This is a genomic window from Candidatus Methanoplasma cognatum (genome assembly GCA_009777615.1).
Classification (GTDB): domain Archaea; phylum Thermoplasmatota; class Thermoplasmata; order Methanomassiliicoccales; family Methanomethylophilaceae; genus Methanoplasma; species Methanoplasma cognatum.
On the sequence record WRLM01000005.1, the window covers coordinates 81308 to 107247 of the forward strand.

Sequence of the window (25940 nt, forward strand, 5' to 3'; positions counted from 1 at the left end):
TAAAGCATAATTATAGTTGTTACATATCACGCAATCGGAGTGCACAGTGGCGACCATCGAGGAACAGATAAAGGAGTTGGAGGAGCAGATATCCAACACCAAATACAATAAAGCCACGGAGGCCCACATCGGAAAGCTGAAGGCGAAGATAGCGCGCCTTACCGCCGAAGATGAGAAGAGAAGGTCCTCCAAAGGGCCTACCAAAGGATTCTATGTCAAGAAGGCCGGCGATGCTACGGTCGCCCTCGTGGGGTTCCCGTCCGTGGGAAAGTCCACCCTCCTGAATCAGCTGACGGGGGCCAAGTCGGAAGTGGGCGCATACCACTTCACGACGCTGGATATCGTTCCCGGAGTGCTCGAATACAACCACGCGAAGATCCAGATACTTGATATGCCCGGGCTGATAAAGGACGCATCGAGAGGCAAAGGCAGAGGAAGAGAGGTCATTGCCGCGGCAAGGGCGTCGGACGTCATCCTGCTGGTCGTGGACATCTTCAACCCAAAGATGGATATTCTTAGGAAGGAACTGTACAACGCGGCCATAAGGATGAACCAGACCAAGCCGGATGTCGTAATATCGGGTTCGTCGCAGGGAGGGATCCTTGTTAAACCGACGGTCAAACTCACCAAGATCGACCCGGAGACCATAAAGGACATGGCCATTGCGTACGGACACATCAACGCCACCATAGTAGTGAGGGATGATATCGACGTGGAGGAGATGCTTGACGTTCTTGCAGGGAACCGCGTTTATGTCAAATGCGTGGTGGCGATAAACAAGGTGGACCTGGCGAAGCCGGGGGAGCTGGAGGCTGCGCTGGCACTGTATCCGAATTACACCACGGTGCCGATATCCGCCGCAACGGGATACGGGATAGAAGAGCTCAAGCAGACGCTTTACGACACGATCGAGATGATCCGCATATACCTCAAACCGCAGGGTAAGGAAGCGGACCTCATAGAGCCGTTGATAGTCAAGAGAGGCAATAACGTAGGGGACATCTGCGAAGTGATCCACAGGGACTTCAGGAACAATTTCAGGTATGCCATGGTCTGGGGCAGGAGCGCCAAGTTCCCCGGCCAGACCGTGGGGCTGGACCATGTGGTGGAGGATGAGGACATCCTCTCGATAATTGTGAAAAGGTGAAAGGATCATTTTTTCCTGAATGGAATCCGCAACAACAATCTAATATATTCTCAAACCATCGGTCCGATTATGATGCAGAGCCCCAGAGGCACAAGGGATTTCCTTCCGGACGAGATGGAAAGGAGAAGATTCTACGAGGGTGTCCTGAGGCAGATCGCTCAAAGAGCCGGGTTCAGGGAGATACAGACCCCCATCTTCGAAGAGGCGGAGCTTTTCATTCTGAGGTCTGGACCGAACATACTCAACGAGCTTTACGCTTTCAAAGACAAAGGCGATAGGGACCTGGCCCTCAGACCGGAGATGACGGCACCGGCGATAAGATCGTTCGTCAACAACATGAGCAATGACCCAAAACCGATCAAGATATTTTATTTCGGCCAATGTTTCAGATATGAAAGGCCTCAGAGCGGAAGATACAGGGAATTCTTCCAATTCGGCGCGGAGATCATCGGTACCGCAACCCCGCAGACGGATGCGGAGGTGATCGCCGCCGCATTGGAGATGGTGAAAGCGCTGGGTCTTAAGGGATACAAGGCGAGAATAGGCCATATAGGGGTGCTGAGGAAGCAGCTCTTGAAAGCAAGGATCCCGGAAGACGAAATGCCGGAGATACTTCAAAAACTCGATAAGAAAATGTATGAGGAGGCCTGGCCCCTCATGGAGACCGCCGGCGTGTCCAGAGAGGAAGCGGAACTCTTATTCGAGCTTACCGGCACAACCGGAGGCGCCGAGGTACTGAGCAAGATCGACGGCGAAGAATCAGAGTATCTGAAGGAGGTCCTGGGTTATCTGTCAGCGATGGGCACAGACGCCCCGGAGATAGATTTGGGAGTGGTGCGCGGTCTGGACTATTACACAGGGATGGTCTTTGAGATAGAGGCGCCCGTATTGGGTGCTGAGAAACAGATATGCGGCGGCGGGTCGTACACTTTGTCAGAACTGTTCGGCGGTGAGAAAGTGTTCTCAACCGGGTTTGCGATAGGGTTCGACAGGGTCCTTCTGGCACTTGAGAAAGAGGGTGCGGTCCACCCGACAAATAAAATGGACGCATACGTGATCGCTGTGTCCGATGATATGAAACTGAAAGCGTTCGAGACGGTCGGAATGCTCAGAAGGAGCGGGATATCGGCGGACATAGACCTTGCGGACAGGAAAATGGCCAAAGCGATGAAACATGCCTCTTCGGTGGGCTCAAAGTTCGTCGTGATAGTCGGCGGCGAAGAGATGAAGAGCGGTTCCGTCACGCTGAGGGATATGACATCAGGCGAACAGAGACTTATCAAAGTTGCAGATCTTCCAGCAGCGATACGCGGTCACTGATGCGTATCCAGCTCTTTGTTCACTAAGGCGTCGGCCATCGGTATGAGCATCTCGGAACGCCGTACGTTTTTGAAAGTGATATCGGGGATCATCGACGAGAGGGCCATCGCGTCGAGGTACAGGCCTTTGATGCTGCCGCTCCTGATCTCGTACTCGCCGGTCATCTGTTTGATCACGAGCTCGGAGTCCATCACGAACTCCGCGCGTTCGGCTCCCAGTTCTATGGCTTTAGCCAGACCCGCTATCAGCCCTCGGTATTCGGCGTAGTTGTTGGTCCTGATACCCAGGAACTCGGAATGCTGGTGAATGATCTTGTCATCTTTGGTGACAACTATCGCATAAGCGGAAGGGCCTGGGTTGCCCCGCGATCCTCCGTCTGAGAATATTCGGTACATCAATACACGAATTCCTTGATTATTTTGTTGTTGTCGTCGACAAGGATCACCTTTGAGCCGATAGGTTCCGAGGTCAGCTCATACCCCATGATTATGATCTTGTCGCCTTTCTCGCAAAGTCTGGCGGCGGCACCGTTAATCGCCACCGTGCCGGTGCTCTTGTCGCCTTTGAAGACATAGGTCTCGAAGCGCGCGCCGTTGTTGACGTTTGCTATGGTGACCTTCTCCCCCACCCATATTCCGGCCCTCTCCAAAAGTTCCCCGTCTATAGTGATACTGCCTTCGTAATCTAGCCGGGTATCTGTGACCGTCGCTCTATGGATCTTGCTTCTGAGCATCCATCGCATGATAATAGGTAACGCACATGATAAAAAGAATTTTTGGTATGTACGCTTCGACGATTGCAATATGAAATCAGAACAATGAGCGCCCTGGCCGGAATTCGAATCCGAGTCGAAGCCTCGACAGGGCTTCATGATAGGCCACTACACTACCAGGGCAGTATGCCCTGATAATAAGAGATAATATTTAATGGTTCTTTTATCACCGAACGGAATGCCAGATTCCCATTATTTGCATGACCCGAAAAGGCGCACTGTGTTCTTCCCGGTGCGGGGATCCTTCTCCAGTTCGGCGTCGACGTTGAACACGATCCTCATGTTCTCTTTGGTGAGAACCTCTTCCGGAGTTCCCATCGCAAACACTTTGTGATCGTGGATGAGCACTATGCGGTCGCAGTACCTCGTCACCATGGGAAGGTCGTGAGATACGATAACCACGGCAAGGCCGTTCTCCTTCGAAAGGTCCCGGATGAGATCCAGGACCTCGAACTGCATGTTGATGTCAAGATGCAGGGTCGGCTCGTCCATCAGTATTATCTTCGGAGTCTGGGTTATCGCCCTGGCTATTATCGCGCGCTGCCTCTCTCCTCCGCTCAGTGTGTTTATGTATCTCTCGGCAAACTCCGTTAAGCCGGTCTCTTCCATTGCCTTTTCAATTATCCTGAGATCGTCCGTGGTCTCTCCGCGGAATGGTTCCTGGAAGGGCATTCTGCCCATTGTTACTATTTCCCTGACAGTGAAGGCAAATCTTATCTCATTGGATTGAGGAACCGCCGCTATGCTCTGTGCGATCTCTCTCTTTGAGATGTCATCTATGTCGGTTTCGTCTATCATGACGCATCCGCCATGTGGTTTTAGGTTCCTGTTCAGATTTTTCAGCAACGTTGTTTTACCGCAGCCGTTCGGCCCCAGTATTCCTATCACCTCTCCGCCCTTTATGCCAAGCGTTATCTGATCGAGCACTACTTTCTCATTATATTTGTATGATAAAGAATCGATATTGAGGAGGCTCACCATCCCACCTCGTTTCTTTTTCTTGATAAAAGGTAAATGAAGAACGGAGCACCGATGAATGCCGTTACGACGCCTACCGGTAACGTCGTCACGACCGGGGAGACAGCATGTGCCACAGAGTCACATAACAGTATGAAGCCTGCACCTCCGAATGTGCTTAACGGTAAGATCAAACGGTTGTCCGGTCCGAGCAGAAGCCTGAATATATGCGGTATGACCAACCCGATAAAACCTATCGCTCCGACGAATGCTACTGCTGCCGCGACAACAAGAGATGATACTATCAGAAGGAAAAGTCTGACTTTTTTTACATCGACCCCAAGGTCCATAGCGTGATTGTCTCCAAGCATCATGGCGTTGAGGTTCTTCATCTGTGTAAGCATAAGGATGATCCCCGCAACAATTATGGGTATCGCAAATGCCATCTCCTCCCAGGTGACCTTGCCAAGGCTGCCCATGGTCCAGAAGACGATATCTCCCATCTTTTCGCTTGGTGCAATATATGTCAGGAATGATACTGCTGCAGCGATCAATGATGATACTGCTACGCCGGCAAGTATCAGCGTCTCAGTCCTGATGCTGCCCCCGCCTCTGGCAAGCATGTAAACAAGGAACATTGTTCCGAGACAGAATACGAATGCCAGTGTGGGTTGGACTATTGCAAGGGGAATGAAAGGCACCGAGAATAAGATCGCAATAGCAGCACCCAACGAAGCTCCGGAAGATAATCCAAGAAGATAGGGCGATGCCAAAGGATTCCTAAAGACCGCCTGCATCACACCGCCTGTTACTCCTAAGCCGGCTCCTACGAAGACACCGAATATGACCCTTGGAGCATTGACCTCTTTGACAATTAGGTTGTTCGCGCCAGTGCCGTTGCCCATCAGGACATCCCACACATCCCGCAGTGACAAATGGTAGGCGGCCCAAGTGAGATCCAGAAGTACTGATAAGAACAATATTGCGGCAAGTGCAATTATGATAAGAATTAACTTTTTCTTTTTCCCGACGCCTGATATCATAAATATGCCCTTGAATAAGAATGGTGGGGGATGATCCCCCTTGTTTAATTGGCTTACGGTTTCCTCATGAAAAAGTATGCCAATCCTATAATGACCATCGTTACCATAATTCCGGCCGCTGCATAAAGAAGCAGATCAGGATTAGACTGTTCATCATCTATAATTTGAACATCCCCTTCGAACAGGTCCGGATACAGTGCGGAAGCGAAAGCCCAAAGCCCTTCGGCGGCATCAGGAGCATAGTTGTTCCAGTTAGGATTCACCGCAATGACAGTAACGTCACTGTTTTGAGGAAGCGCCGCTGATCTGAAGTTAGACACACTTTGGTTGGCAATGAATATCACCATGTCCGGGTTCGCTTCTGCCATTTGAATTACAGTTGTGACATCGCCGTATCTTTGGCCGCTGATAGAGGGATTATATGCGATGTTTATTCCTCCCGCAGCCTCGATCAATGAAACAGAGATGGACCCGGTGTTATTTACCTGATATTCTCCGTTGGCTGTGCTGTACCATACTGCAAGCCCCTTCCTTTTTTCTGTGATTCCTTCCAGTCCCTTATCGATAGTAGCCTTCACGAGTTCCATATCTTCCACAACAGAGGATATTTCTCCGGTTGCCATTATCGATATTTTCTTCACACAATCGATGATATCATCCCATTCAGTTATGTTGTTATATGCCAACACATTATTGAACCCAAACGAAGAGAGCACATTACCCAGGACTATTGCGTTAGGATATCCTGTCAGTATTATGCCTATGTCGTTCTTGTCAACGTTATTGGCTTCTGCCCACTGGAGGAGCCAAGTCAGAACATAATCGTTGTTGATAGCAGAATATATGCTTCCTACGTCCTTTGCGTGAAGATCCTTCAAACGTTCGTCCTTTGTGTATTCATATGTTGAATATGTGGTAACGGCGATTATCTTGTCGATCTCGCCCACCATTGCAACAGTAAGCGCCGGAGCATAACCCAGTGCCGCTATGTACTTTACAGGTTCGGCATCCCCGGTGCCATCGGTTATTGCATCAGCAGGATCAGCACCGTCGGAGACATCGTCGAACGCGATCACCGACATTCCAGAAAATGTGATCAGAACCGAGACCAGTAAAATGATTTTAACATTCATTATTTTCCCCCATATTACGAATCATATATTTAGTGCTATTTCGTAACATGTTCAATGTATATAATTATATTCGACCCAATGGTAAAACTTCGGGCATCCTTTCGGTTTGAGACCCGTCTGGAATATGTTGTAGATGACGGGGTCGTCCAAGAATGTGAAGTAGGCGACATCCTCGTATTCCCGTTCTCCGAATTCTCTGAGTATATACGTCTTACCGCATTGTCTTACGCTTTCAAGCAGCGGAGGTTTGCGGGCCCTGCTGTTCTTCAATTTCAGAAGTCGCCATTTGCAAGCCTTTTTATGAACATAAATTGTGTTCTGCTTATTGGTATTTTTGCTGGCACACATTTTCCACACGAATAATTAGCAATTTTACCACATTTTCCATAGGAATAATTTGTATCACAGTCATAACTATGCCGGATCCGACAGGCGGTTTGCGTTCTCGTCAAAGGACCAGACCGTTTGCGGCGACCTTCGATCGCATCGACGACCGCGTCAAGTCGAAACGTTTGATATCGTACGTTATTCCGCAAGATGTCCTTTGTTCCTGAATATGACGCGCATGTCCGTCAAAGCAAAGGGTTTTTCATTCTCCTGTAAGATAGGGTACCGATAAGATGCCGTCGCCGACAGTCGCAGACTATATGATAAGGGACGTCCAGACAGTGACACCGGACATGACCGTCAGGCAGGTCAGGGAAAAGATAATCAAATCGAGTTTCCACGGCTTCCCTATAGTGGAGAACGAGTACTTGCTCGGATATGTCACGGCGAAGGAGCTGCTAAGGGTCATGGACAGGCCGGACGCTAAGATGAGGGAGATAATGAACCGCGGGACCCTCTGTGCCATTCCGTCCATGTCGATCGAGGACGCCACCAGGATACTTTTCAGATACGGACTCAGGAACCTGCCGGTGGTGGACGAGGAAAGGAAGATAGTCGGTATCATTTCAAACATAGACGTGGTGAGGTCCCAGATAGAAAGATCGAGGCCGGCCAAAGTGATGTCTGTGAAGAACCTGCTGGAACAGCAGAACGGGATAAGACTCAAGATATCCAATCAGGAGGTTCCGATAAGCGAGCTCATACCAACCCAGAAGGAGGTCTACATGGACGAGCTTATCGGCCGTCAGTATGAGATCAAAAGAGGGCTGAACGAACCCCTCATCGTGATAAAAAGGAGGAACGGGTACCTGGTGGTCGACGGCCACCACAGGATCCTGGCCGCACAGAAGCTGGGTCTCGGTACTTTCAACGCGATCGTGCTTGAGCCGAACGATCTTAACGCCAAGCTCGGGCTGGAGAAGACGGCGGAGAAGTGGGGCCTCAAGACCCTCGGCGATATAAGAATAATAGACGGGTCTAAGCACCCGTTCATGGAAGTAACGACCATGCTGCTCCCGCAGGAGCAGGCCAACGGCCTGAATGAGAGACTCATCAGCGGGTCGGATGCTAATAGCCCTGATCACTGATCACTGCTTCTCGTTAAGCTCCCTGAGACCTTTCAGCAATATCTTCTGCTCGGCCGACGCTATGTTCCTCTTGGTCTTCACGAAAGTGTCCGGGTTGAGCGAGATTGAATCTATCCCTTCCTCAACGAGGAACTCTGCGAACTCCGGGTATACCGAAGGACCCTGTCCGCATATTCCGACGGTCTTTCCGTTCTTGTGAGCGATCTTGATCAGCTGGGATATCGCAGCCTTCACGCCGGGGTTCCTCTCGTCGAAGTAGCCCATGCGTCCCAGTATATCGGAGTCGCGGTCGCATCCCAGTATGAGCTGGGTAAGATCGTTGGACCCGATTGAGAACGCGTCGCAGTACTTGCAGAACTCCTCGGCCATGAAGATATTGACGGGAATCTCCGCCATGAAGTATAGTTTGAAGTCCAGACTCCTTCTCAGGCCGACGCTGTTCATCATGGCGATGATGTCCTCGACCTCGAATATCGTCCTGACGAAAGGCAGCATCACGTGCAGGTTCTTCAGTCCGAGCTCGTCGCGGACCTTTTTTATTGCTCTGAGTTCGCACATGAACGCTTCCCTGTAATTCTCGGATATGTACCTCGAGCATCCCCTCCATCCTATCATCGGGTTCTCTTCGTTCGGTTCGTAGTCAACGCCGCCTTTCATGTCGCGGTACTCGTTCGTCTTGAAGTCCGATGTTCTTAGGATTATCGGCCTGGGGTAAAATGCCCTCGCGACCTTCGACATGCCTTCCGCAAGTTTGTCGATCAGTTCTTCCGATCTTCCCTCGTCTATGACGGCGCAGGGGTGCTCTCCAATGTAATTTGTGAAAAGGAATTCGCTTCTCATAAGGCCGACGCCGTCGCATGGAAGTTTCGCGATCTCATCGGCCTTCGAAGGCATGCTCATGTTCACCATGACCTTGGTCCCCGTGATGGGGACGAACTCCGCCGAGATCACGTCCGCGGTCTGGCCGCCGGATTCCTCTTTCTTCTTTATCGCGCCTCTGTATACGGTGCCGGTGGTTCCGTCGACCGTTATCGTATCCCCGTCCTTCAGGACCTCGGTCGCGCTCCCCGTCCCTACGACGCAGGGCGTTCCCAATTCCCTTGATATTATCGCGGCGTGGCAGGTCATCCCGCCCTCGTCGGTGACGATCGCGGCGGACCTGCTCATGGCGGGGACCATGTCCGGCATTGTCATCTTCGTGACGAGGACATCCCCGTCCTTCACCACATCAAGGCTCATGGATTCTTCGTATATTCTGACCGTTCCTGTGGCGAAACCAGGGCTTGCGCCGAGCCCGGTGAGGAGTATGTCCTCGCTGGAGGCGTCGTTCTCTCCTTTGGTTCCGGAGTTTCCGACGGCCGTTATGGGCCTCGCCTGCACAAGGTACGCTTTGCCCCCTTCGATGCACCATTCTATATCCATGGGCTTCTGATAGTGTATCTCCACCTGGCGGCCGATCTCCGCCATCTCCAGTATGCGGGCGTCCTCCATCTTCTGTTTTTTGTCATCGCCGTTGTGAACGTCTTCCTTCAGGCACCCTCCGTCCGGCCCTCTGACATATTTCCACTTCTGGCTGGATATCCTTTTCTTGGTTATGGTCATCTTTGATTTGTCGATGACGTATGTGTCGGGGGTCACTTCCCCTCCGACGATTGCCTCGCCGAGGCCGTATCCGCCCTCGATGATGATGTTCTTTGCCCCGCTGTGGGGATCCACGGTGAACATTATCCCGGACACCTCGGAGTTGACCATCTTCTGTATGACGACGGCGATCTTCACGGCGCTGTGGACAAATCCCTGCTTCTCTCTGTAGGCTATCGCTCTGGCCGTGAACAGGGAGGACCAGCATTTCCTTATTTTATCGAACAGGCTATCCTCGCTCTCAACGTTCAGGTATGTCTCCTGCTGGCCCGCGAAGCTTGCGTCCGGGAGGTCCTCGGCCGTCGCGCTTGATCTTACGGCCACGAAACCGATCTCACCCTTGGGGACTATCAGCCTGTAGCTGGAGGCTATCTCTTTTTTCAGGTCGTCAGGTATTCCGCAGGTCTCGAACAGAGCCCTGATCCGTTTGGAAGCATCGGTGAGGCTCTGGTCCGAGGACCTGTCTATGCCTTTGAGCTCCTTTTCTATGTCTTTTGAGATCCCGCTTCTTTCTAGGAAATGATCATAGGCAACGGTCGTAAGAACGAATGCCCCGGGGACCGGGAAACCGGCGGAGGTGAGCTCGCCGAGGTTCGCTCCTTTTCCGCCGACATAAGGTAAGTCATCCACGCGCAGTTCGTTGATATCCACTATCTTCTTGTCCATGGCAATTACACTCTTGTAAGGAGTTTTTCAGCGCAGGACCGTTGCCCTACAACTGAGTAACGGTATCGGTTTTATTATAATATCTTTTTTTGAGCCAACCAATTTTTTGGTAACTACAAAACTACGAGGTCGTACGGCGCGGTCTCGAATTAATTCGAAATTCGAAAAAAATTAAGCATGATTCGTATAATTATTGGAAAAAAATGCGATAAAGGTCAAAAGCAAAGTAAATCACTTCTTTGCTTCTTCGGCAATGAACGTATGATTTAAATCAGATACAGGTATTCGGTATTTTTGTTGATTCAACATGGATACAGAAATATGTTGGCACGGAAGAGGGGGTCAAGGCGTGGTCACGGCAAACGAGATACTCGCCGAGGTGTCCATCAACGCCGGGAAATACGTCAAGGCTTTCCCGGAGTTCGGACCGGAAAGAATGGGGGCCCCGATAAAAGCATTTGCAAGGATATCGGAAAGCCCTATAAGGATCCACACACAGGTCTATGATCCCGACATTGTCATAGTGATCGACCCGACGCTGATAGGCAAGGTAGACGTCGGGAAAGGCCTCAAGAGCGGAGGGACGATAATCGCGAATTACTCCGGTTCTTCGTCCGATCTTCAGAAGGCCATAGGCACGAACGCAGAATGTCATGCCGTGGACGCGACGAAGATATCTCTGGAAGAGATAGGCCGCCCCATGGTCAATACCTCAATGCTCGGTGCTTTGGTAAAAGTAAGGCCGATCATCCGCTACGAGGCGTTGGAGAGCCATATCAGAACAAAATTCGAGGGTAAGCTTCAGGAAAAGGCGATAGAGCAGAACCTGAAAGCGCTCAAGAGAGCATTTGAGGAGGTGCAGTGATGGCCAACATAGCTAACTACAAGGACATGGTGATCGGAGACCGCGTGATCGAACCCGGAAGTTCCGAGAAATTCCACACAGGGGACTGGAGAAGTTCCGTTCCCGTTGTGAACAAAAGCGAATGCATAGACTGTCTCACCTGCTGGGTGTACTGTCCCGATAACAGCATAATCGTGGAGGACGGCAAATTCATAGGGATAAAGATGTCCCACTGCAAGGGCTGCGGTATCTGTGCGAAGGTCTGCCCCAAGAAGATAATAACGATGAAGGAGGAGTGATCATGAGCAACCATATCGCAATAAACGGAGACGCGGCGGTCGCGCTTGCGTGGAAACAGATAGATCCCGACGTCTGCGCCGCATACCCCATCACGCCTCAGACCATAATAGTCGAGAAGTTCGCCGAGTACGTAGCGAACGGGGAAGTGTCGACGGAGTTCGTCTGCGTCGAATCCGAGCACAGCGCCCTTACGCTGTGCACCACATCCGCATCCGCCGGAGCCAGAACGTTCACGGCGACGGCGTCGCAGGGTCTGGCCTACATGTGGGAGATGATGCCGATAGCGGCGGCCATGAGGGTCCCGCTGATAATGGCGGTCGCGAACAGAGCGGTCAGCGGACCAATAGACATCCACAATGACCACGGCGACGTCATGTCGGCGAGGGACTGCGGGTGGATATCGCTGTTCGCGGAGAATGTCCAGGAGGCGTATGACATGTCGGTGATCGCCCCCAGGATAACCGAGCACCCCAATGTCCAGCTCCCCGGACTCGTCAACCTCGACGGGTTCATACTCACACACGCAATAGAAAGGATATCCCCCCTCGACAACGAGGCCGTCAGGAAATTCGTCGGAGAGTACAAGCCGATCTATCCGCTTCTGGATGTGAAGAACCCCATATCCCACAACCTTCTGGACGGACCGATGTTCTACTTCGCCCACAAATACCAGTCGGTCGTGGCGATGGACAATGCGTTCGAAGTAACGGAGAATGCATTCAAGGAGTTCGAGAAGATCTCCGGCAGAAGATACAACATTATTGAAGAATACAAGTGCGAGGACGCGGAATGCATCGCGATTGTTCTTGGATCGTCATTCGGGACCATGAAGGAAGCGATCGACCAGCTCCGCAAGGAAGGATTGAAGGTCGGAGCGGCGATGCCCCGTCTTTTCAGACCCTGGCCGATCGAAGGGCTGGCAAAACTCATGAAAGGGAAGAAGACGGTCATTGTCATGGACAAGCACCTGAGCATCGGAGCATACGGTCCGATGTTCCCCGAGGTCGTCGCTGCGGCCCTGGAGAACGAATCCATGCCGAAGATGTACAACTACGTATTCGGTCTCGGAGGAGTGGACACAATGGTCTCCGACTTCGTGTCGATGTTCAAGGACGTGGCCGGAGGGAAGGCAAAGAGGATAAACTTCCTGGGGGTGAAAGAATGAGCTCATTGGCATTGAAGGACCTAAGCAAGATACCGGTCAGGCTGGCAAGCGGCCACAGGCTGTGCGCCGGATGCTCGGAATCGATAATCGCAAAACAGATACTTATGGGGACGGACAAGGACGTCGTGGTGTCATGCGCCACAGGGTGCTTCGAGGTATCGACGACGATATTCCCGTACACCTCGTGGAACACTCCGTACATACACACCGCGTTCGGCAACGGGGCGGCAACGTGCGCCGGGGTGGAGTCCGCATACCAATCCCTTAAGAGACAGGGCAAAGTGAAAGAGGACATAAAGTTCGTGACCTTTGCCGGGGACGGAGGAACATACGACATCGGTATCCAGGCGCTGTCGGGCGCAATGGAGAGGGGCCACAGCATGCTTTATGTCTGTTTCAACAACGAAGCGTACATGAACACAGGCATCCAGAGGTCGAGCGCGACCGGTAAAGGAGCGTCCACGACGACATCCTGGGCCGGCAGCGTCATGCCCGGGAAGAAGGAGTTCCCCAAGGACATGACCCGAATAATGGCCGCCCACGGGATACCGTTCGCCGCCCAGGCCGCGCCCCACGCGTGGAGGGACATGGTCCAGAAGGCGCAGAAGGCGTTCAGTCTGTCCGGGCCTTCGTTCATCAACGCGATAACGCCGTGTCCGAGAGGCTGGAGATTCCCCTCAGACGAGACCATCGCGATATCGAGACTTGCGGTCGAGACCTGCGTCTGGCCTCTCTATGAGGTAGAGAACGGCACCGATTATACGCTGTCAGCGGAAAGCCAGAGGATAGCCGACGGCAAGGCGGAGAAGAAGCCGATAACCGAGTGGATCAACTCCCAGGGCAGATTCAGCCACCTCAAAGAGGAGAAGTGGGCGCCCGTCGTTGAGAGCATGCAGGCGGATGTGGACAAGAAGTGGGATTCTCTCCTGAAACTTTGTAAACTTTAAGGATAAACAGGGGGCGATGCCCTCTTCCAATTTTTTTGGATATTTACGTGATCTACACATTTCACGCATATGTGTGAAATTCGCATCGGTCGATGATATATATGGTCGATATCATGTAAATTTACCGGAAATTCAGCAGGATGTGAAAAGTTATTATGAATAAGTTTACAATATTGATCTTTTCGCTAGTTTTAATAACGGTTGTCGCCGCCATTGCCATAGCAGCGATTTACACACAGGAGAGTGACAATACGCAGGATAGTGACCAGATGGAATGGGACCAACCTACGCCATTGGGTAAAGACGTAGAAATGAAGATAAAACAAGATTATTTGGATTTTCACGTAAAGCATATCAACCCCGATGCGACGGCGGACGATGTGTGGCTCCTTGGATGTTGCGGAATATATGATGGCTGCGTAGCGGTAATGATGGACTATAGTTTGAGCAGATATCTTACTGCAACAGGCAGCGAGACCGTAGGTGGAGTAACGTTCTACTATGGAAATTCAAACAGAATTCTAGTTTGGGAAGACGGAAATTTCCACAGTCTGCAAGAGGCATATGATGCGGGTTTACTGACAAAGGATGATCTAATAAAAATTGAGCGCAATTATGTTGCATACAGCATCTGATGAATATCGCCCTTTGTGTAATTCCTCCTGCCATTGGTCTTTTAAATCACTTATTAGGCAGAAATATGGCACTCAGCATAAAACCATTGCAATATTGCCAATGCAAGTGGAGACCCATCGCACTCCGCCTGCCTTTTTCTCGGAGAAATAAACGGCATTATGGGCCGTCAGAAAAACTCAGAACTAGTTTCGGGTATACATCAGAGGAACAGGATGATGGCCACTCCGAGCCATGCGGCGGCAAGCGCGCTGACGGAGTTGTTGGTGTATTTCGTGATCCTTCCCTTTCTCTCAAGGGTCGCGCCGAGCACGCTGTCGATCAAGCTCCCGGCGATGCCCATCGTTATCGGTACTAGGATGTAGATGCCGTCGGCGCCCAGGCCGCCGAAGATGAGCAGCCACCCCACAATGCTTGTGAACGCCGCTGCCGCAATGGATGACAGCGTCCCGAGTACGGACACTCCTCCGTCCGTCCCGCGTTTAACTCTTTCAAAGGTCGTTATGAGCCAAACCTTCCTGTCCCTGATCCCTATTTCGCTCGCAACCGTGTCCGCAGCGGCGACCGAGAGGACGGTTATGAACGCAGCGGTCATCGCCAGGTCGTACTCCTTGTTAAAATATAAATGCATGAATCCGTAGAGGAATGCGAACAGGCATGCCGGGAAACCCACCCCCAGAACGTTCTTATGCGTTCTCTCTCCGAAATCGCCTTCCTGCAGACCGTATTGTTTTTTGTCGCTGATGTTCATCTTCGTCGCGGCAAGACCGACAAGCGTGAAGGCGACAAGGAGTATCAGCCAATAGACGGAACCGAACACACCCACAACGTACCCGACCAAGAACGACGCTATCGCCCCTGAGGACGTCAGCATCCTGAACTTATAGGCAACTATCGACAAGGCCGCCGACAATATGCCAGAAAGTATCATCTGGGTAATTAATTCCATGAAGGGGACATACGTAATAAGGATATAAAAGTAAGGTGGAGCTCAGATCAGCTTCTCGAGGATATCCGTTGCGTATCTGATGCACAATGAACGGTCCTTCAGGGGGAAGAACATCACCTTGCCCTGGGGGTATATCGTTGTCTCCAGTCCCTCCCAGTCCAAGATGACCATCATATCATCCTTCTGTCTGATGGTGCATCCCATTCCCTCCAGAACGGCGGAGACCTTGCCGATATCAAGATCGAGGTCGTCCGCCGATATCGCCATCAGGGCCTCTCCGCCGCAGAGACGCATGGTCGTGAACCTCATCTGAACTCCTTCAGTATCCTTTCGGATGCGGAACGGAACTCACCGAGGCTTGAATCGTTGATGATCATTATGTCGGACAGGGCAATGACCTCGGCCAATCCCCATGATATCTCTCTGGAGTCCCTTTCGCTGAATTCCGTCCTGCTTTGGGGGGCGTCCTCCCTCCCTCTTTTCACGAGCCTTTCGTATCTTACTTCAGGAGGGGAGTGTATCCCTATTATCCGGACGTTCCCGCTGAGCTCTTTGAAGGACCTGACCTCGTCCATGCTCCTGCAACCGTCCACAAGGAACAGGCCGCCGCTCATACGCTCGATGGTCCGTTTTGCCCAGATGTTCTTTCCGTGCCGTTCTCTTTCCGCACTTGCGAACTGCCCTACGCTCAATCCCATGCCGCATTCCGGCGACGACGGATACGCTTCCCTTACCGCATCCCCCATACGCGCGAACGGGATCCCCATCGAACCTGCGACCGAAAGGAACTCTTCTTTGCCGGCTCCCGGCATCCCGGTGACTATAATGATCTTCATGTCACAAGAGGTTCTCAGAGATGTTTGTCAATATCCTGTCGCAGTAGACGCATCTGAGCTTAGGGGGGTTGCGCTCTCCCACTATGAATTCCGGAATGACGGGCTCCCCCCTGTTGGTGATGCAGTTGGGGTTGCTGCATTTGGCCAGCCCTATGATATGGTCGTCCAGCCTGACCTTGAACTTCTCTGCCACGTAATAATCCCTTATGATGGATATCGTCGCGTCCGGCGCGATAAGCGCTATCTTCCCCACCGTCACATGGTCGAGTTCCCTGTCCTCCACCTTTATCACGTCCTTCCATCCTTGGGTCTTGGTAGACAGGACGTGCATGCCGATGCTTATCACCGAGTCGATGTTATGCTCGTTGACCCCCAGTATCTTAAGGACGTTGAGAGCCTGACCGCTGGCGATGTGATCGATGACGGTGCCGTTCCTGATGGGCGGTATCTTGGTCTCGGCGATCTTGTTATCCATCGATGTCACCTCCGAGTATGGCGCAGAGGAGGGCCATTCTTACGGGCACCCCGTTGAACGCCTGCTCAAAGTATTTCGCATGGGGAGTGGAATCCACCTCGGGCATGATCTCGTCGACCCTCGGCAGCGGATGCATCACTATCATGTCGCTCTTCGCCTCGCGGAGTATCGCGTTGTCTATCCTGTACGTCCCCGCAACCTTCTGATACTCGGCGGGGTCCGGGAACCTTTCTTTTTGTATCCTTGTCACATAGAGTACATCGGCCTGCCCTATCGCATCCTCCAGGACATGCGTCTTCGCGGGCCTGCACCCTTTCTCGACGATGTGGTTGAAAGTGTCCGCAGGCATCTGCAGCGATTCCGGCGCTACGAACGTTAACTTCGCGCCGAACATCGTCAGCGCTTCGGCGAGTGAGTGGACGGTGCGGCCGTATTTCAGATCCCCCACCAAAACTATGTTCAGGCCGTCGAGGGATCCTTTGGCGGACCGCATGGTGAAAAGGTCGAGCAGCGTCTGCGTGGGGTGGGAGCCGGCCCCGTCCCCGGCGTTTATCACCGGGTTCTCGGAGAACTTCGCCGCAAGCCTGGCGGCACCCTCATGAGGATGCCTCAGGACGATGACGTCGCAGTACCCGTCCACCATTTTTATGGTATCGGCAAGAGTCTCCCCTTTTGACATGGAGGTCATGGACATCTCGGAAACATCTATGACCGTGCAGCCGAGTCTTCCGGCCGCGCTTTCAAATGACAGTTTTGTCCGGGTGGATGGTTCAAAGAACAGGTTGCCGAGCACCTTGCCGTCCAGCACTTTCTTCACCTTCTCGCCTTTGGCGTAAGGTATCATCCTTTCGGAAAGGTCAAGCAGATAATTTATCTGCTCTCGGTCAAGGTCGCGTATGGAAACAAGGTCCTTGTCATAGAAGTCCATGTTTCCTTATCCGAACTTTATAATATAACTCTTTTTCTTTGTGATGAAAAAGAGCAACGAAGGCTTCCTTGGTCATATTTGCCCGCCGGAATATTCACACAATTTTGAGAAAGCTGTCCTTGAGAAGTTTTTTTACGCACATTATATTGGAAAAAGTTTTTCTTCAAAAAAATTTCAAGAAAAAATTGGAGTAAAAATTTCTTTAAAATCGCTTGAGAAAAAGTATTGAGTGAATTTTTCTTCAAATAAGGATTTATATGCACAAACTCATGCGGCCCTATGGATGAGAACAGCCTTCACAGCGATAAGGCGGGACGGATCGAATGGGCTGACAACGGACAGTTCTGTTATTTCAGACCTAACACTTTGCCTCTTGACATAAAGGCCGACGGTCTGACCAACAGAACATTCCGCACGGTGTCCGCAGTGTCCAAATTGGACGGAAGGATATCCGGCATCCCGGATGAAGAACGGGTCGTGATCCTCAACGCATTTGCAGTAAAGGAGGCCACGACCAGCTCCGCCATAGAAGGATCCAGGTCCACGGTGTCCGATATATTCAGGGAAGAAAAAGAGAAAGAAAGGGACAGAGAAAAAGCGTTGGACAATCAAGAGGTGCGGAACTATAAAGAAGCACTCCGCAGCGGGATCGAAGCAGTCTCCGGAAGGGGCGCGATAACCGAGGAGATAATGCTGTCGATGCACAGGACATTGCTGAAAGGGGTCAGGGGTAGCGGTAAACAGCCAGGTTCCTATCGAAGCGGTCAGGTCTGGGTCGGAGGCAGAAAAGACACGCTGGAAACGGCAGAGTTCGTCCCGGTCCCGCCATTTGCCATACAATATATGATGGACGACCTCATAAATTACATGAACGAAAATGATGATGATCCAATCAGGAAGATAGCAGTCTCCCATTATCAGTTCGAGACCATACACCCATTCATGGACGGGAATGGGAGGATAGGGAGGCTGATGATAATGCTCCTCCTTTACAGAGAAGGTATAATGGAGAACCCATTTCTTTACATAAGCGAATATTTCAATAAGCACAGGGGCGAGTATATCTGTCATCTGACCGAGGTGCGCACAGACGGAGACCTGCAGGGTTGGCTGGAATTCTTCCTTGATGCATTAGACTCTCAAACAAAGAGGTCGATGGAGCTTCTTGATTCTCTGGAGTCATATAAGAAAACGATGCGGGAGCTGGCGCTTAGGGAGAGGAGCAGTGCTTTGGACGTGATCGGCGGCATGCTGATAGAGAACCCCTTCATAACTGCAAAGGACATCGCGGACAGGACGGGCGTAAGTGCGCCCACTGCAAGAAAGTTGATCGACGTCCTTCTGTGGAATGATGTGTTGGATGTTATGGAAGGCAAAAGGAAAGGAAAGTTGTACAAAGCAACAGCGATACTGGATATGCTGGAGAGCATCTGAACGGACCGGCCCTCATTAATTTCGCGGGTCGCGTTTTAATGAAAGCGGGGCGTCTGCTGGAGCCAGAGTCGGGAAAGGCAAAGCAAAAGGGGCTGCCTTGTTCTTTGGAGCAGCAGCGATGCTTGTCACAGCAGTATCGCTAACGCCCTCCTTGAGGCAATATTAATTAACGCGCGATGAATCGAGGGGTCATGCTGAGTGTCATCGGAAGGTCTCAAAGAGGAAGGACGTGCGAGTATTCCAGAGGGGACCGGTCAATAAAGACGCCGTTCATAATAGGTTCCGACGACCCCGACATCCGCATTTCGGCCGGAGCCGAAGGCAGGACACTCCGTTTCTTCGGCTCAGAGATCCCCATCGACCAAAAACTGCTCACTTCAGTATCTTCAAGAAAGGACACGGCGCCATTCTGCAAAGACGGAGTGTGCGTCGTAAGGCTTCCTTTCAGCAGCGAACATGACATCCCAGATGATTCCGACGTGATCGTGGTGCCGAACGCATTCGAACTTAGGAATGACGCGAGAAAACTCATCGATTCCGTGATCAAAATAAGGGAGAAAATAGGATACAACAGACTCCTCTGCATGATCGGTATCGCCGAGCCCTCCACGGTCGCGCTACTGACGTACATGGGGGCGGATGTGTTCGACGATTCTCTGGCAAAAGCGGCGGGTTCCAAAATGATCCGTCTGATCCCGGAAGGAGAGATACGCGCCGGCAGCGATGTTTCGGATGAGAACATCGCCGACCTAAGTAAGGAGTGCGAAAAGATAATCGCGTTCACGGAAGCGGGAAGGCTGAGGGAATTGGTCGATCAGAGGGCGCCGTCGTCGCCGTCTTCGGTCGCCGCACTGAGGATCTTCGACGAAGTCGGCTACAGGTATCAGGAGGAATGCTGTTCCTCCGTCGGGACGAGGTTCGCGTGCAACACGACCCAGGCTCTAAGAAGACCGGACCTTATGATATACCGCGATAAGATCTCCGAAAGATACAGGAAGCCGGAACATAAGCGTATACTGCTGCTGCTTCCCTGTTCGGCGAAGAAGCCTTACCACATCTCGAAGACACACAAAGCGTTCGCATCGGCGATACACACGGCACAGCACGACACCCTTGTGCACGAGGTCATTGTGACATCCCCTCTCGGCATCGTACCGAGGGAGCTGGATATATTCTATCCTGCCAACTCATATGACATACCGGTCACCGGAGAATGGAAATGCCAGGAGCGGGAGATGATAAGGTCGATGGTGTCCGGCATACTCTCGCAGGGCTATGACAAGGTGATATGCCACTTGGGTGATTCGGCGGAACTGGTCGAGGATCTGGCAGATATGGAGGAGACCGTCGTCGGAGATCCTACCTCCCCCGCATCGCTGAAGAATCTGGATGAGGCGCTGAGAAGGGCCGCAAAAGGCATGGAACCTGCCGATTATTCTGTCGAGAGGATAGGTTCTGTGAGATCTATATTGGCATTCCAGCTGGGGCAGGAGGCCGCCGATGCTCTGATGAGCGACGGAAGCTACGCAATAGGCAAATTCCCTTACTGGAAGATATTGAGGAACAGTCCTGACGGCAAGGACAAGATCCAGTTGGGGATGCTTACGCCGGAGAGGGGCATGGTATCCCTTACGATAGAGGGCGCGGAGATCATCGCAGGGACAGGCAAGAACATCGTTGAGATGACGGATTTCGAGATGAAAGGGAACCTCTTTGCCGTCGGTGTGAAGGATGCCGACCCCGGACTCAGGCCGGGCGACGAAGCAGTTGTCACTCTGAACGGGAATGTCATAGCAGTAGGGGTCGCGATGATGTCCGGCAAGGAGATGGCGGACCTCAAAAGAGGGATAGCAGTCAAGGTAAGGCACAAAAGAAAGTGACGATCTTTCATTTTCTGTACTTTCGGGTACTTTCGGTGACCTCCCCCGCTTTTCTTTATATATTCTCCTTGCCATGATTGTATTGAAGATCACAGTGCATCCCCAAGAAGCACAGGATACTTCAGGAAAACGGGGTTCTATCCCATTCCATCCGCCCCGTTGTCCTTTTTTCTTCCTTTTCATCGGATGGAGAATTCCTTTGACGTCTCCTTACCCAGCTTTGAGAACAACAGACTCAGCGCTATGCCTCCGACCAACGCAACGGTACCCAGCGCGATGTCCGTGACGCCGGGGCCGGCGGCCGCAGCCTCATATAATATAACAAAGACGGAACCTATCGTCAGCCCGAATATCATCAGGTAGGTGGACCTGCGGTATCTGGTAAGCGCATAGCTTACGACCTTGGAGAAACCGATCAAGCCGATGAAGACTCCTATCACAAGCGGTACCATCAGAACGACATCGAACGAGGCTATCGTCTCTATCAGCTGGGGGTACAGGCCCATGGCCAAAAGTATCGTGGCACCGCTTATCCCCGGAACAAGATGAGATACGGAAAAGATCATGCCGATGAGGACCATGCACAGGCACGACACCGCATCGTGTGAGAGTTTTATCTCTTCCGCTTCCATCATGGCCATGGCCAAGAACAGCAAGGTTATGACAATGCCGACCGCAAATGCCAAGACGTTCGTCTTAGAAGGTTTGCTTTCCCGTTCTGTGTGTTTCCACAGCTCCGGAAGCTGTCCCAGTATCATCCCCGTGAACAGCATCATGGAGGCGACCAAGTAATGTTCCAGTATCCAATCGAGCCCTTTGAAGGAGACCACAATGCCGAAGGCAATGCCCACTCCTACGACCATCAGGAATCCGAAGTCCTCCCTGATCTTATGGGCAATGTCCGCGATGTCCGATATAAGCCGCTCATAGATCCCGAAGCAGACGGCAAGGACCGCCCCGCTCACGCCCGGTACCGTAGATGCGATGCCTACAAGCACACCAATGAAAAATTTCTTGACGGCAGGTACCGGGGACTTCATAAAGGGAGATATTAGACGTGGTATTAATTATTAGAGTATAGACGATTTGTCTAATCGTTACATAGAGAAGGTATGACCAAAATGCACTACGCCGACTACAAAACGATCCTCTCCCCCAACAACGGGATGAATATATACAGGGGATGCACACACGGCTGCATATACTGCGACAGCCGCAGCGCCTGCTACCGCATGGATCATGATTTTGAGGACATAGAGGTAAAGCGCAACGCCCCGCAGATCCTCGAATCCCAATTGAAAAGGAAAAGGAACAAATGCATGATCGGCACGGGAGCGATGTGCGACCCGTACATCCATCTGGAGGAAGATCTGCAGATGACCAGACAATGCCTTTCCGTGATCGAGAAATATGGTTTCGGCGTCTCCGTCTTAACGAAATCCTCCCGCATACTGCGCGACACGGACCTCCTGAAATCGATCAACGAGAAGGCCAAATGCGTGGTGCAGGTCACCCTTACAACATACGACGAGGAATTATGCCGAAAGATAGAACCCAACGTTTCCACAACCTTTGAACGCTTCCGAGTCTTAAAAACTATGAGAGAAGCCGGAATACCTACAGTTGTCTGGCTATGTCCCATACTTCCGTTCATAAATGACTCTGAGGAGAACCTTCGGGGGCTGCTCGATTACTGTATTGAAGCAAAGGTCCGCGGAATATTGTGTTTCGGTTTCGGCGTGACATTGAGAGAGGGCGACAGAGAATACTTCTATCATTCGATCGACAGACTCTTCCCCGGCGTGAAGCAGAAGTACATTGATCGTTTCGGGGATTCGTACGTTTGCAACAGCCCCAACAACGCCCGGCTGACGGATATCTTTATAGACGTCTGCAAAGAGCACAATATGCTCTATAAAATGGACGAGGTGCTCGAATATCTGCGAAGATTTGAAACGAAAAGCAGGCAATCGTCCTTATCCGATCACATACTCGGCGATCCGCCCTCCGAGCACGATTGAACATCACCCCATATTGATCGTATGGTAAGAGCCCATATTCTTGAAGAAGCTCGTTTTTCTCTTTATCATGGTAAGCGCGTCGGAAACGTCGGAAGTGTTCTCGTATCCGGAGATCTCGATAAAGAACACATATTCTCCGTGCCTGTTCTTCGTCGGGCGCGACAGTATCTTCGTCATGTTCAGATCCCATATTGCGAAGATATCCAGGATCTTGTAGAGCTCTCCGGGTTTATCCTCGGTCGAGAACACGATTGATGTGCTGCAGCCGGCCTTCGGCAGCGACGTGTTAGCTTTTGTCAGCAGAATGAACTGGGTTGTGTTGTTCTTATTGTTCTGGATATTCTCGTGGATGGTCGTGAGATCATAGAGATCAGCTGAGACCTTAGAACCTATCGCCGCAATGATCTCTCCGTTTTCTCCGTCGCAGGAAGCGGCGAGCTTCGCGGCCTCAGCCGTAGAACTGACAAATTCAACGACAGCGTCCGGATAGGATTTGTTTATGAACTTCCTGCATTGCGCCAATGCCTGAGGGTGCGACAGTATCTTTGTGATCTTGCCGCCGGCGTTCTTTTCGCCGACCATCAGATTCTGCACAATAGGCAGAGTCAGCTGCTTCGAGATGAAAAGCTTGGAGTCAAAGATGAGCGTGTCGATGGTCGTGTTCACCGCCCCCTCGATCGAATTCTCGATCGGAACTACTCCGTAATCCGCTTTATTGTTCTCAACAGCCTCGAAGACATCTTCTATAGAAGAAAGCGGAAAAAGTAATGCCTCCAAATGATCTGTCGATCTTACGAAAAAGTCCGCCGCCTGTTCTGTGAATGTCCCCTCAGGTCCAAGGTAAGCTATCTTCATTTTTTCACCAGATCTTATGTGCTGGGCCGCACAAAGATGTATATTTATTCCATGTTCTTTAATTATCCGTAAAATGGCCGTTTGCAGCAATATCAAAAGTACGGAAATACTGCTCTAAATGCAGTGAAAATGGGAATTGTTACTCCAATAAATGCAGGCCAGCAAAAATACTAATTCGCAGGAGCCGGAGAGTGAGTGCAGCATGGCAGTTGCACTGTTATATTGATCATATCATGCCGATAGGGATTATCTTATCGCTGCTGTCGAGCGAGAGCAGGTCGTCATATGTGCAAATGATGCCGCCCGGCCCCCTTTTTCCGAGTCTGTCTACGATCCTGAACGCTCTGATGTCCTTCTTGCCTGGGTCTGAGTTTTTCTTGATCTCGATCGGATGCAGGAGGCCGTTCTCCTCTATGATCAGATCGATCTCGTTACCTTCTTTATCTCTGTAATAATACAGGTGTGGGTCCGAGATGCCCGCGTTGTAATAGCTTTTCAAGACCTCGGAAATTACATATGTCTCAAAGAAAGCGCCTGCCATGGCGCCGTCTCGTAGGACATCCGGCGTATTCCACCGCGTGAGATAAGCGGCCAGGCCCGTATCAAGGAAATACAGCTTAGGCGCCTTGATGGTACGGTTGGTGATGTTGTTGTGGTACGGCTGAAGCAGGTAGATGATATTGGATGCCCTGAGCACGGACAGCCAGCGTTCGGCCGTGGGCACGCTTATCCCCACGTCGTTCGCCACCGACGACAGATTAAGCACGGTGCCGGTACGTCCGGCGATAACTGTCATGAAACTGATGAATTTCAATTCGTTTTCGATGTTTATCAGATCTCTCACATCCCGCTCTATGTATGTGGCCACGTAAGATGAATAGAACATCCGGCAATCCATTTCCCTGTTCATGAAAAGCTCCGGCAGACATCCCCTCTGTATGGTCTCCCAGAGGTGGCCCCGATCCACAGGCCTATATGTTTCAGATCTCTCAATGAAATAATCTTCGGTCGGTAAGAACGGTCGGTTGAATGGGATCTCGGACATCTCCCGCATCGATAACCCCAGCATATTAAGGATGCCGATCCTGCCGGCAAGCGACTCGCTCACATTTTTCATCATACGGAACTGCTGCGAACCGGATAAGTAGAACAGGCCTTTTTTCTTCCTCTCATCGATGATCATCTTCATTACAATGAAGAGGGAAGGTGCGCGCTGCACTTCATCAACGAACACCGGCGGCGGGAAATCCTTGAAGAAAGTGATACTTTCGTTGACAGCTGACGACAAACGAAGCGGATCATCTAATGAGACATATCTGATGCCTTCTGTGACCTCCCGGAGCATTGTGGTCTTACCGACCTGCCTTGGCCCGGTCACAAGTATGGAACCAAACATCGCCGATGCTTTTTTTACTACGTCTTCCAGGTGCCTCTTTAAGTACATGTCAATTTCCGTCTAATTTAATATTCAATATTAAATTAGTCGTATATAATATGTGGCATGCCTCAGCCGTTGGCAGGAACATGCATACTTCCGGCGATGTTCACATGCAGAGGCCCTTTCAACGTGATGGAAAAGCTGTTGGAAAAAAATGGGAATAATTATTGGAAAAAAATGGGAATTTTATTATGCTGGAATCATTATCGGGTGACTTGCCCCGGATAAGGCCACATGAGATCGAGACCTTATGAAGGATGCGGGACTGGAAGCTTCGGTATTTGAATCGACAGGGTTCTTCAAGGTCACATTCAAACGGCCGCTGATGCACACATTGACCATCGAGGAAGTACCCGATAGAATGCCCATAAAACTCACTCACGGACTCACCGAGAATGAGATAAGAGTTTGCGAACTAATTTCGATCGATGTCAGAATAACTATTATCAAGATGTCCAAAGAACTTAAGCTTACTACACGTCAGACACACATCATCATTTCTTTGCTTACCGAAAAGGGTACCGTTAGAAGAATAGGTTCCAAAAAGACTGGTTCATGGGTATTTTTTGGTGCGATGAAATGATATACAAATCTGAAGATCAATCCGAAAATATCGGGAAAATAAACGTAAAACAAACGAGAAGCAAATGCCATTTTATAGCAGTAGTTAAAATAGCCAGCAAATAAGAATCTATGAATTTAATTGGGGAAAATAAATGTAAAATAAATGGGAAATAAATTATGATTTGTGATATTCGCTGTCTCAACGACTAGGGTCTTTCCAAACCTGTTGTATTTTCTCTATGTGTCTGGCGATCTCCTGCCCCTCTGGCATCAAGTAAAGTATCATTGAGTTATGTTGTTTATTCTCTTCCCGATGATGATTATTCGTTCTTCGATCAATTCATTGATCTTCAGGAAACAAGACTGCCCAAACTTAAATTCCGATAAGAGTATGGGTGTTCGGAGGTACGAGAGAAAGCAATCTTACAGACACAGGACAAGGACGAGGAGGCACGATCTGAAGGATTGCAGAACTCCTTTTGCTCATAAGCAATACTAAGGTTCATTAGACTACACG

General features: G+C 50.9%; 28 protein-coding genes and 1 tRNA gene. 13 read left to right on the forward strand and 16 right to left on the reverse strand.

Annotation, left to right across the window (positions count from 1 at the left end):
• Positions 1 to 46 precede the first annotated feature (46 nt).
• Together FWG96_06550 and hisS are read left to right on the forward strand one after the other, a co-directional pair.
• On the forward strand, positions 47 to 1147 hold the full coding sequence (locus FWG96_06550; GenBank protein ID MCL2032906.1) for a GTP-binding protein: 1101 nt from the start codon (positions 47 to 49) through the stop codon (positions 1145 to 1147).
• Positions 1148 to 1216: 69 nt separating this feature from the next.
• Positions 1217 to 2467, forward strand: coding sequence for a histidine--tRNA ligase (gene hisS, locus FWG96_06555; protein ID MCL2032907.1), 1251 nt, complete (start codon positions 1217 to 1219; stop codon positions 2465 to 2467).
• Here hisS and FWG96_06560 read toward each other — a convergent pair.
• From FWG96_06560 to FWG96_06590, 7 genes are all read right to left on the reverse strand, one after another.
• A complete protein-coding gene (locus FWG96_06560) occupies positions 2461 to 2862 on the reverse strand; it encodes a ribonuclease HI family protein (protein MCL2032908.1) in 402 nt (133 codons plus the stop codon). The two genes, hisS and FWG96_06560, sit on opposite strands and share 7 nt — an antisense overlap.
• Positions 2862 to 3200: an aspartate 1-decarboxylase gene (locus tag FWG96_06565; GenBank protein ID MCL2032909.1), complete on the reverse strand. Its 339-nt coding sequence runs from the start codon at positions 3198 to 3200 to the stop codon at positions 2862 to 2864. Before FWG96_06565 ends, FWG96_06560 begins: the two co-directional genes overlap by 1 nt.
• Positions 3201 to 3289: 89 nt before the next feature.
• Positions 3290 to 3362, reverse strand: a tRNA-Asp gene (locus FWG96_06570).
• A gap of 69 nt (positions 3363 to 3431) precedes the next feature.
• On the reverse strand, positions 3432 to 4217 hold the full coding sequence (locus tag FWG96_06575) for an ABC transporter ATP-binding protein (protein MCL2032910.1): 786 nt from the start codon (positions 4215 to 4217) through the stop codon (positions 3432 to 3434).
• On the reverse strand, positions 4214 to 5176 hold the full coding sequence (locus FWG96_06580; GenBank protein MCL2032911.1) for an iron ABC transporter permease: 963 nt from the start codon (positions 5174 to 5176) through the stop codon (positions 4214 to 4216). The genes FWG96_06575 and FWG96_06580 overlap by 4 nt, the downstream gene beginning before the upstream one ends.
• A gap of 116 nt (positions 5177 to 5292) precedes the next feature.
• Entirely contained in the window at positions 5293 to 6372 is a 1080-nt protein-coding gene (locus FWG96_06585; GenBank protein ID MCL2032912.1) for a hypothetical protein, read from the reverse strand.
• 51 nt (positions 6373 to 6423) lie between these two features.
• Entirely contained in the window at positions 6424 to 6642 is a 219-nt protein-coding gene (locus tag FWG96_06590; GenBank protein MCL2032913.1) for a hypothetical protein, read from the reverse strand.
• 350 nt (positions 6643 to 6992) lie between these two features.
• Here FWG96_06590 and FWG96_06595 point away from each other — a divergent pair, with 350 nt between their 5' ends.
• Positions 6993 to 7847 (forward strand): CBS domain-containing protein, encoded by an 855-nt coding sequence (locus FWG96_06595; GenBank protein ID MCL2032914.1) that lies wholly within the window; start codon positions 6993 to 6995, stop codon positions 7845 to 7847.
• Here FWG96_06595 and ppsA read toward each other — a convergent pair whose 3' ends face one another.
• Positions 7848 to 10154, reverse strand: coding sequence for a phosphoenolpyruvate synthase (gene ppsA, locus FWG96_06600; GenBank protein ID MCL2032915.1), 2307 nt, complete (start codon positions 10152 to 10154; stop codon positions 7848 to 7850).
• A 349-nt stretch (positions 10155 to 10503) separates the two neighbouring features.
• On the opposite strand from ppsA, the gene FWG96_06605 reads away from it, so the two are divergent.
• The 5 genes from FWG96_06605 (at position 10504) to FWG96_06625 (ending at position 14045) form a co-directional block, all read left to right on the forward strand.
• Entirely contained in the window at positions 10504 to 11019 is a 516-nt protein-coding gene (locus FWG96_06605) for a 2-oxoacid:acceptor oxidoreductase family protein (GenBank protein MCL2032916.1), read from the forward strand.
• Positions 11019 to 11297 carry a 4Fe-4S binding protein gene (locus FWG96_06610; GenBank protein MCL2032917.1) on the forward strand — a complete coding sequence of 93 codons (279 nt, stop codon included), beginning with the start codon at positions 11019 to 11021 and terminating at the stop codon, positions 11295 to 11297. The genes FWG96_06605 and FWG96_06610 overlap by 1 nt, the downstream gene beginning before the upstream one ends.
• 2 nt (positions 11298 to 11299) lie before the next feature.
• Positions 11300 to 12463 (forward strand): pyruvate ferredoxin oxidoreductase, encoded by a 1164-nt coding sequence (gene porA, locus FWG96_06615; GenBank protein ID MCL2032918.1) that lies wholly within the window; start codon positions 11300 to 11302, stop codon positions 12461 to 12463.
• The gene (locus tag FWG96_06620) at positions 12460 to 13410 is read left to right on the forward strand and encodes a thiamine pyrophosphate-dependent enzyme (protein MCL2032919.1); all 951 of its coding nucleotides are present in this window, start codon (positions 12460 to 12462) and stop codon (positions 13408 to 13410) included. The genes porA and FWG96_06620 overlap by 4 nt, the downstream gene beginning before the upstream one ends.
• Positions 13411 to 13565: 155 nt before the next feature.
• Complete coding sequence (locus tag FWG96_06625) at positions 13566 to 14045, forward strand: hypothetical protein (GenBank protein ID MCL2032920.1); 480 nt, start codon at positions 13566 to 13568, stop codon at positions 14043 to 14045.
• 200 nt (positions 14046 to 14245) lie between these two features.
• Here the strand turns inward: FWG96_06625 and FWG96_06630 are convergent, their stop codons facing one another.
• Genes FWG96_06630 through pyrB form a run of 5 tightly spaced genes read right to left on the reverse strand, consistent with a single transcriptional unit; the run spans position 14246 to position 17231 of the window.
• Positions 14246 to 14992, reverse strand: coding sequence for a DUF92 domain-containing protein (locus tag FWG96_06630; protein MCL2032921.1), 747 nt, complete (start codon positions 14990 to 14992; stop codon positions 14246 to 14248).
• A 42-nt stretch (positions 14993 to 15034) separates the two neighbouring features.
• Complete coding sequence (locus FWG96_06635; protein MCL2032922.1) at positions 15035 to 15301, reverse strand: hypothetical protein; 267 nt, start codon at positions 15299 to 15301, stop codon at positions 15035 to 15037.
• Entirely contained in the window at positions 15298 to 15828 is a 531-nt protein-coding gene (locus FWG96_06640; protein MCL2032923.1) for an AAA family ATPase, read from the reverse strand. The genes FWG96_06635 and FWG96_06640 overlap by 4 nt, the downstream gene beginning before the upstream one ends.
• A 1-nt stretch (position 15829) precedes the next feature.
• On the reverse strand, positions 15830 to 16303 hold the full coding sequence (gene pyrI / locus FWG96_06645) for an aspartate carbamoyltransferase regulatory subunit (protein ID MCL2032924.1): 474 nt from the start codon (positions 16301 to 16303) through the stop codon (positions 15830 to 15832).
• Positions 16296 to 17231, reverse strand: a complete 936-nt coding sequence (gene pyrB / locus FWG96_06650; GenBank protein ID MCL2032925.1) for an aspartate carbamoyltransferase — start codon at positions 17229 to 17231, stop codon at positions 16296 to 16298. The genes pyrI and pyrB overlap by 8 nt, the downstream gene beginning before the upstream one ends.
• Before the next feature lie 43 nt (positions 17232 to 17274).
• On the opposite strand from pyrB, the gene FWG96_06655 reads away from it, so the two are divergent.
• The 3 genes from FWG96_06655 to FWG96_06665 all read left to right on the forward strand — a co-directional run bounded on the left by FWG96_06655 (position 17275) and on the right by FWG96_06665 (position 20545).
• Positions 17275 to 17460 (forward strand): hypothetical protein, encoded by a 186-nt coding sequence (locus FWG96_06655; protein ID MCL2032926.1) that lies wholly within the window; start codon positions 17275 to 17277, stop codon positions 17458 to 17460.
• 50 nt (positions 17461 to 17510) lie between these two features.
• Positions 17511 to 18665, forward strand: coding sequence for a Fic family protein (locus FWG96_06660; protein ID MCL2032927.1), 1155 nt, complete (start codon positions 17511 to 17513; stop codon positions 18663 to 18665).
• A 191-nt stretch (positions 18666 to 18856) separates the two neighbouring features.
• Positions 18857 to 20545 (forward strand): DUF5591 domain-containing protein, encoded by a 1689-nt coding sequence (locus FWG96_06665; GenBank protein MCL2032928.1) that lies wholly within the window; start codon positions 18857 to 18859, stop codon positions 20543 to 20545.
• Between the two features lie 179 nt (positions 20546 to 20724).
• Here the strand turns inward: FWG96_06665 and FWG96_06670 are convergent, their stop codons facing one another.
• Entirely contained in the window at positions 20725 to 21585 is an 861-nt protein-coding gene (locus tag FWG96_06670) for a DUF368 domain-containing protein (protein ID MCL2032929.1), read from the reverse strand.
• A gap of 72 nt (positions 21586 to 21657) precedes the next feature.
• Here FWG96_06670 and FWG96_06675 point away from each other — a divergent pair, with 72 nt between their 5' ends.
• Positions 21658 to 22566: a radical SAM protein gene (locus tag FWG96_06675; GenBank protein ID MCL2032930.1), complete on the forward strand. Its 909-nt coding sequence runs from the start codon at positions 21658 to 21660 to the stop codon at positions 22564 to 22566.
• 3 nt (positions 22567 to 22569) lie between these two features.
• On the opposite strand, the gene pheA is transcribed toward FWG96_06675, so the two are convergent.
• Together pheA and FWG96_06685 are read right to left on the reverse strand one after the other, a co-directional pair.
• Positions 22570 to 23421, reverse strand: coding sequence for a prephenate dehydratase (gene pheA / locus FWG96_06680; protein ID MCL2032931.1), 852 nt, complete (start codon positions 23419 to 23421; stop codon positions 22570 to 22572).
• Between the two features lie 226 nt (positions 23422 to 23647).
• Positions 23648 to 24865, reverse strand: a complete 1218-nt coding sequence (locus FWG96_06685; protein ID MCL2032932.1) for an ATP-binding protein — start codon at positions 24863 to 24865, stop codon at positions 23648 to 23650.
• 244 nt (positions 24866 to 25109) lie between these two features.
• Between FWG96_06685 and FWG96_06690 the strand changes: the two genes are divergently transcribed.
• A complete protein-coding gene (locus FWG96_06690; GenBank protein ID MCL2032933.1) occupies positions 25110 to 25442 on the forward strand; it encodes a hypothetical protein in 333 nt (110 codons plus the stop codon).
• Positions 25443 to 25940: the final 498 nt, after the last annotated feature.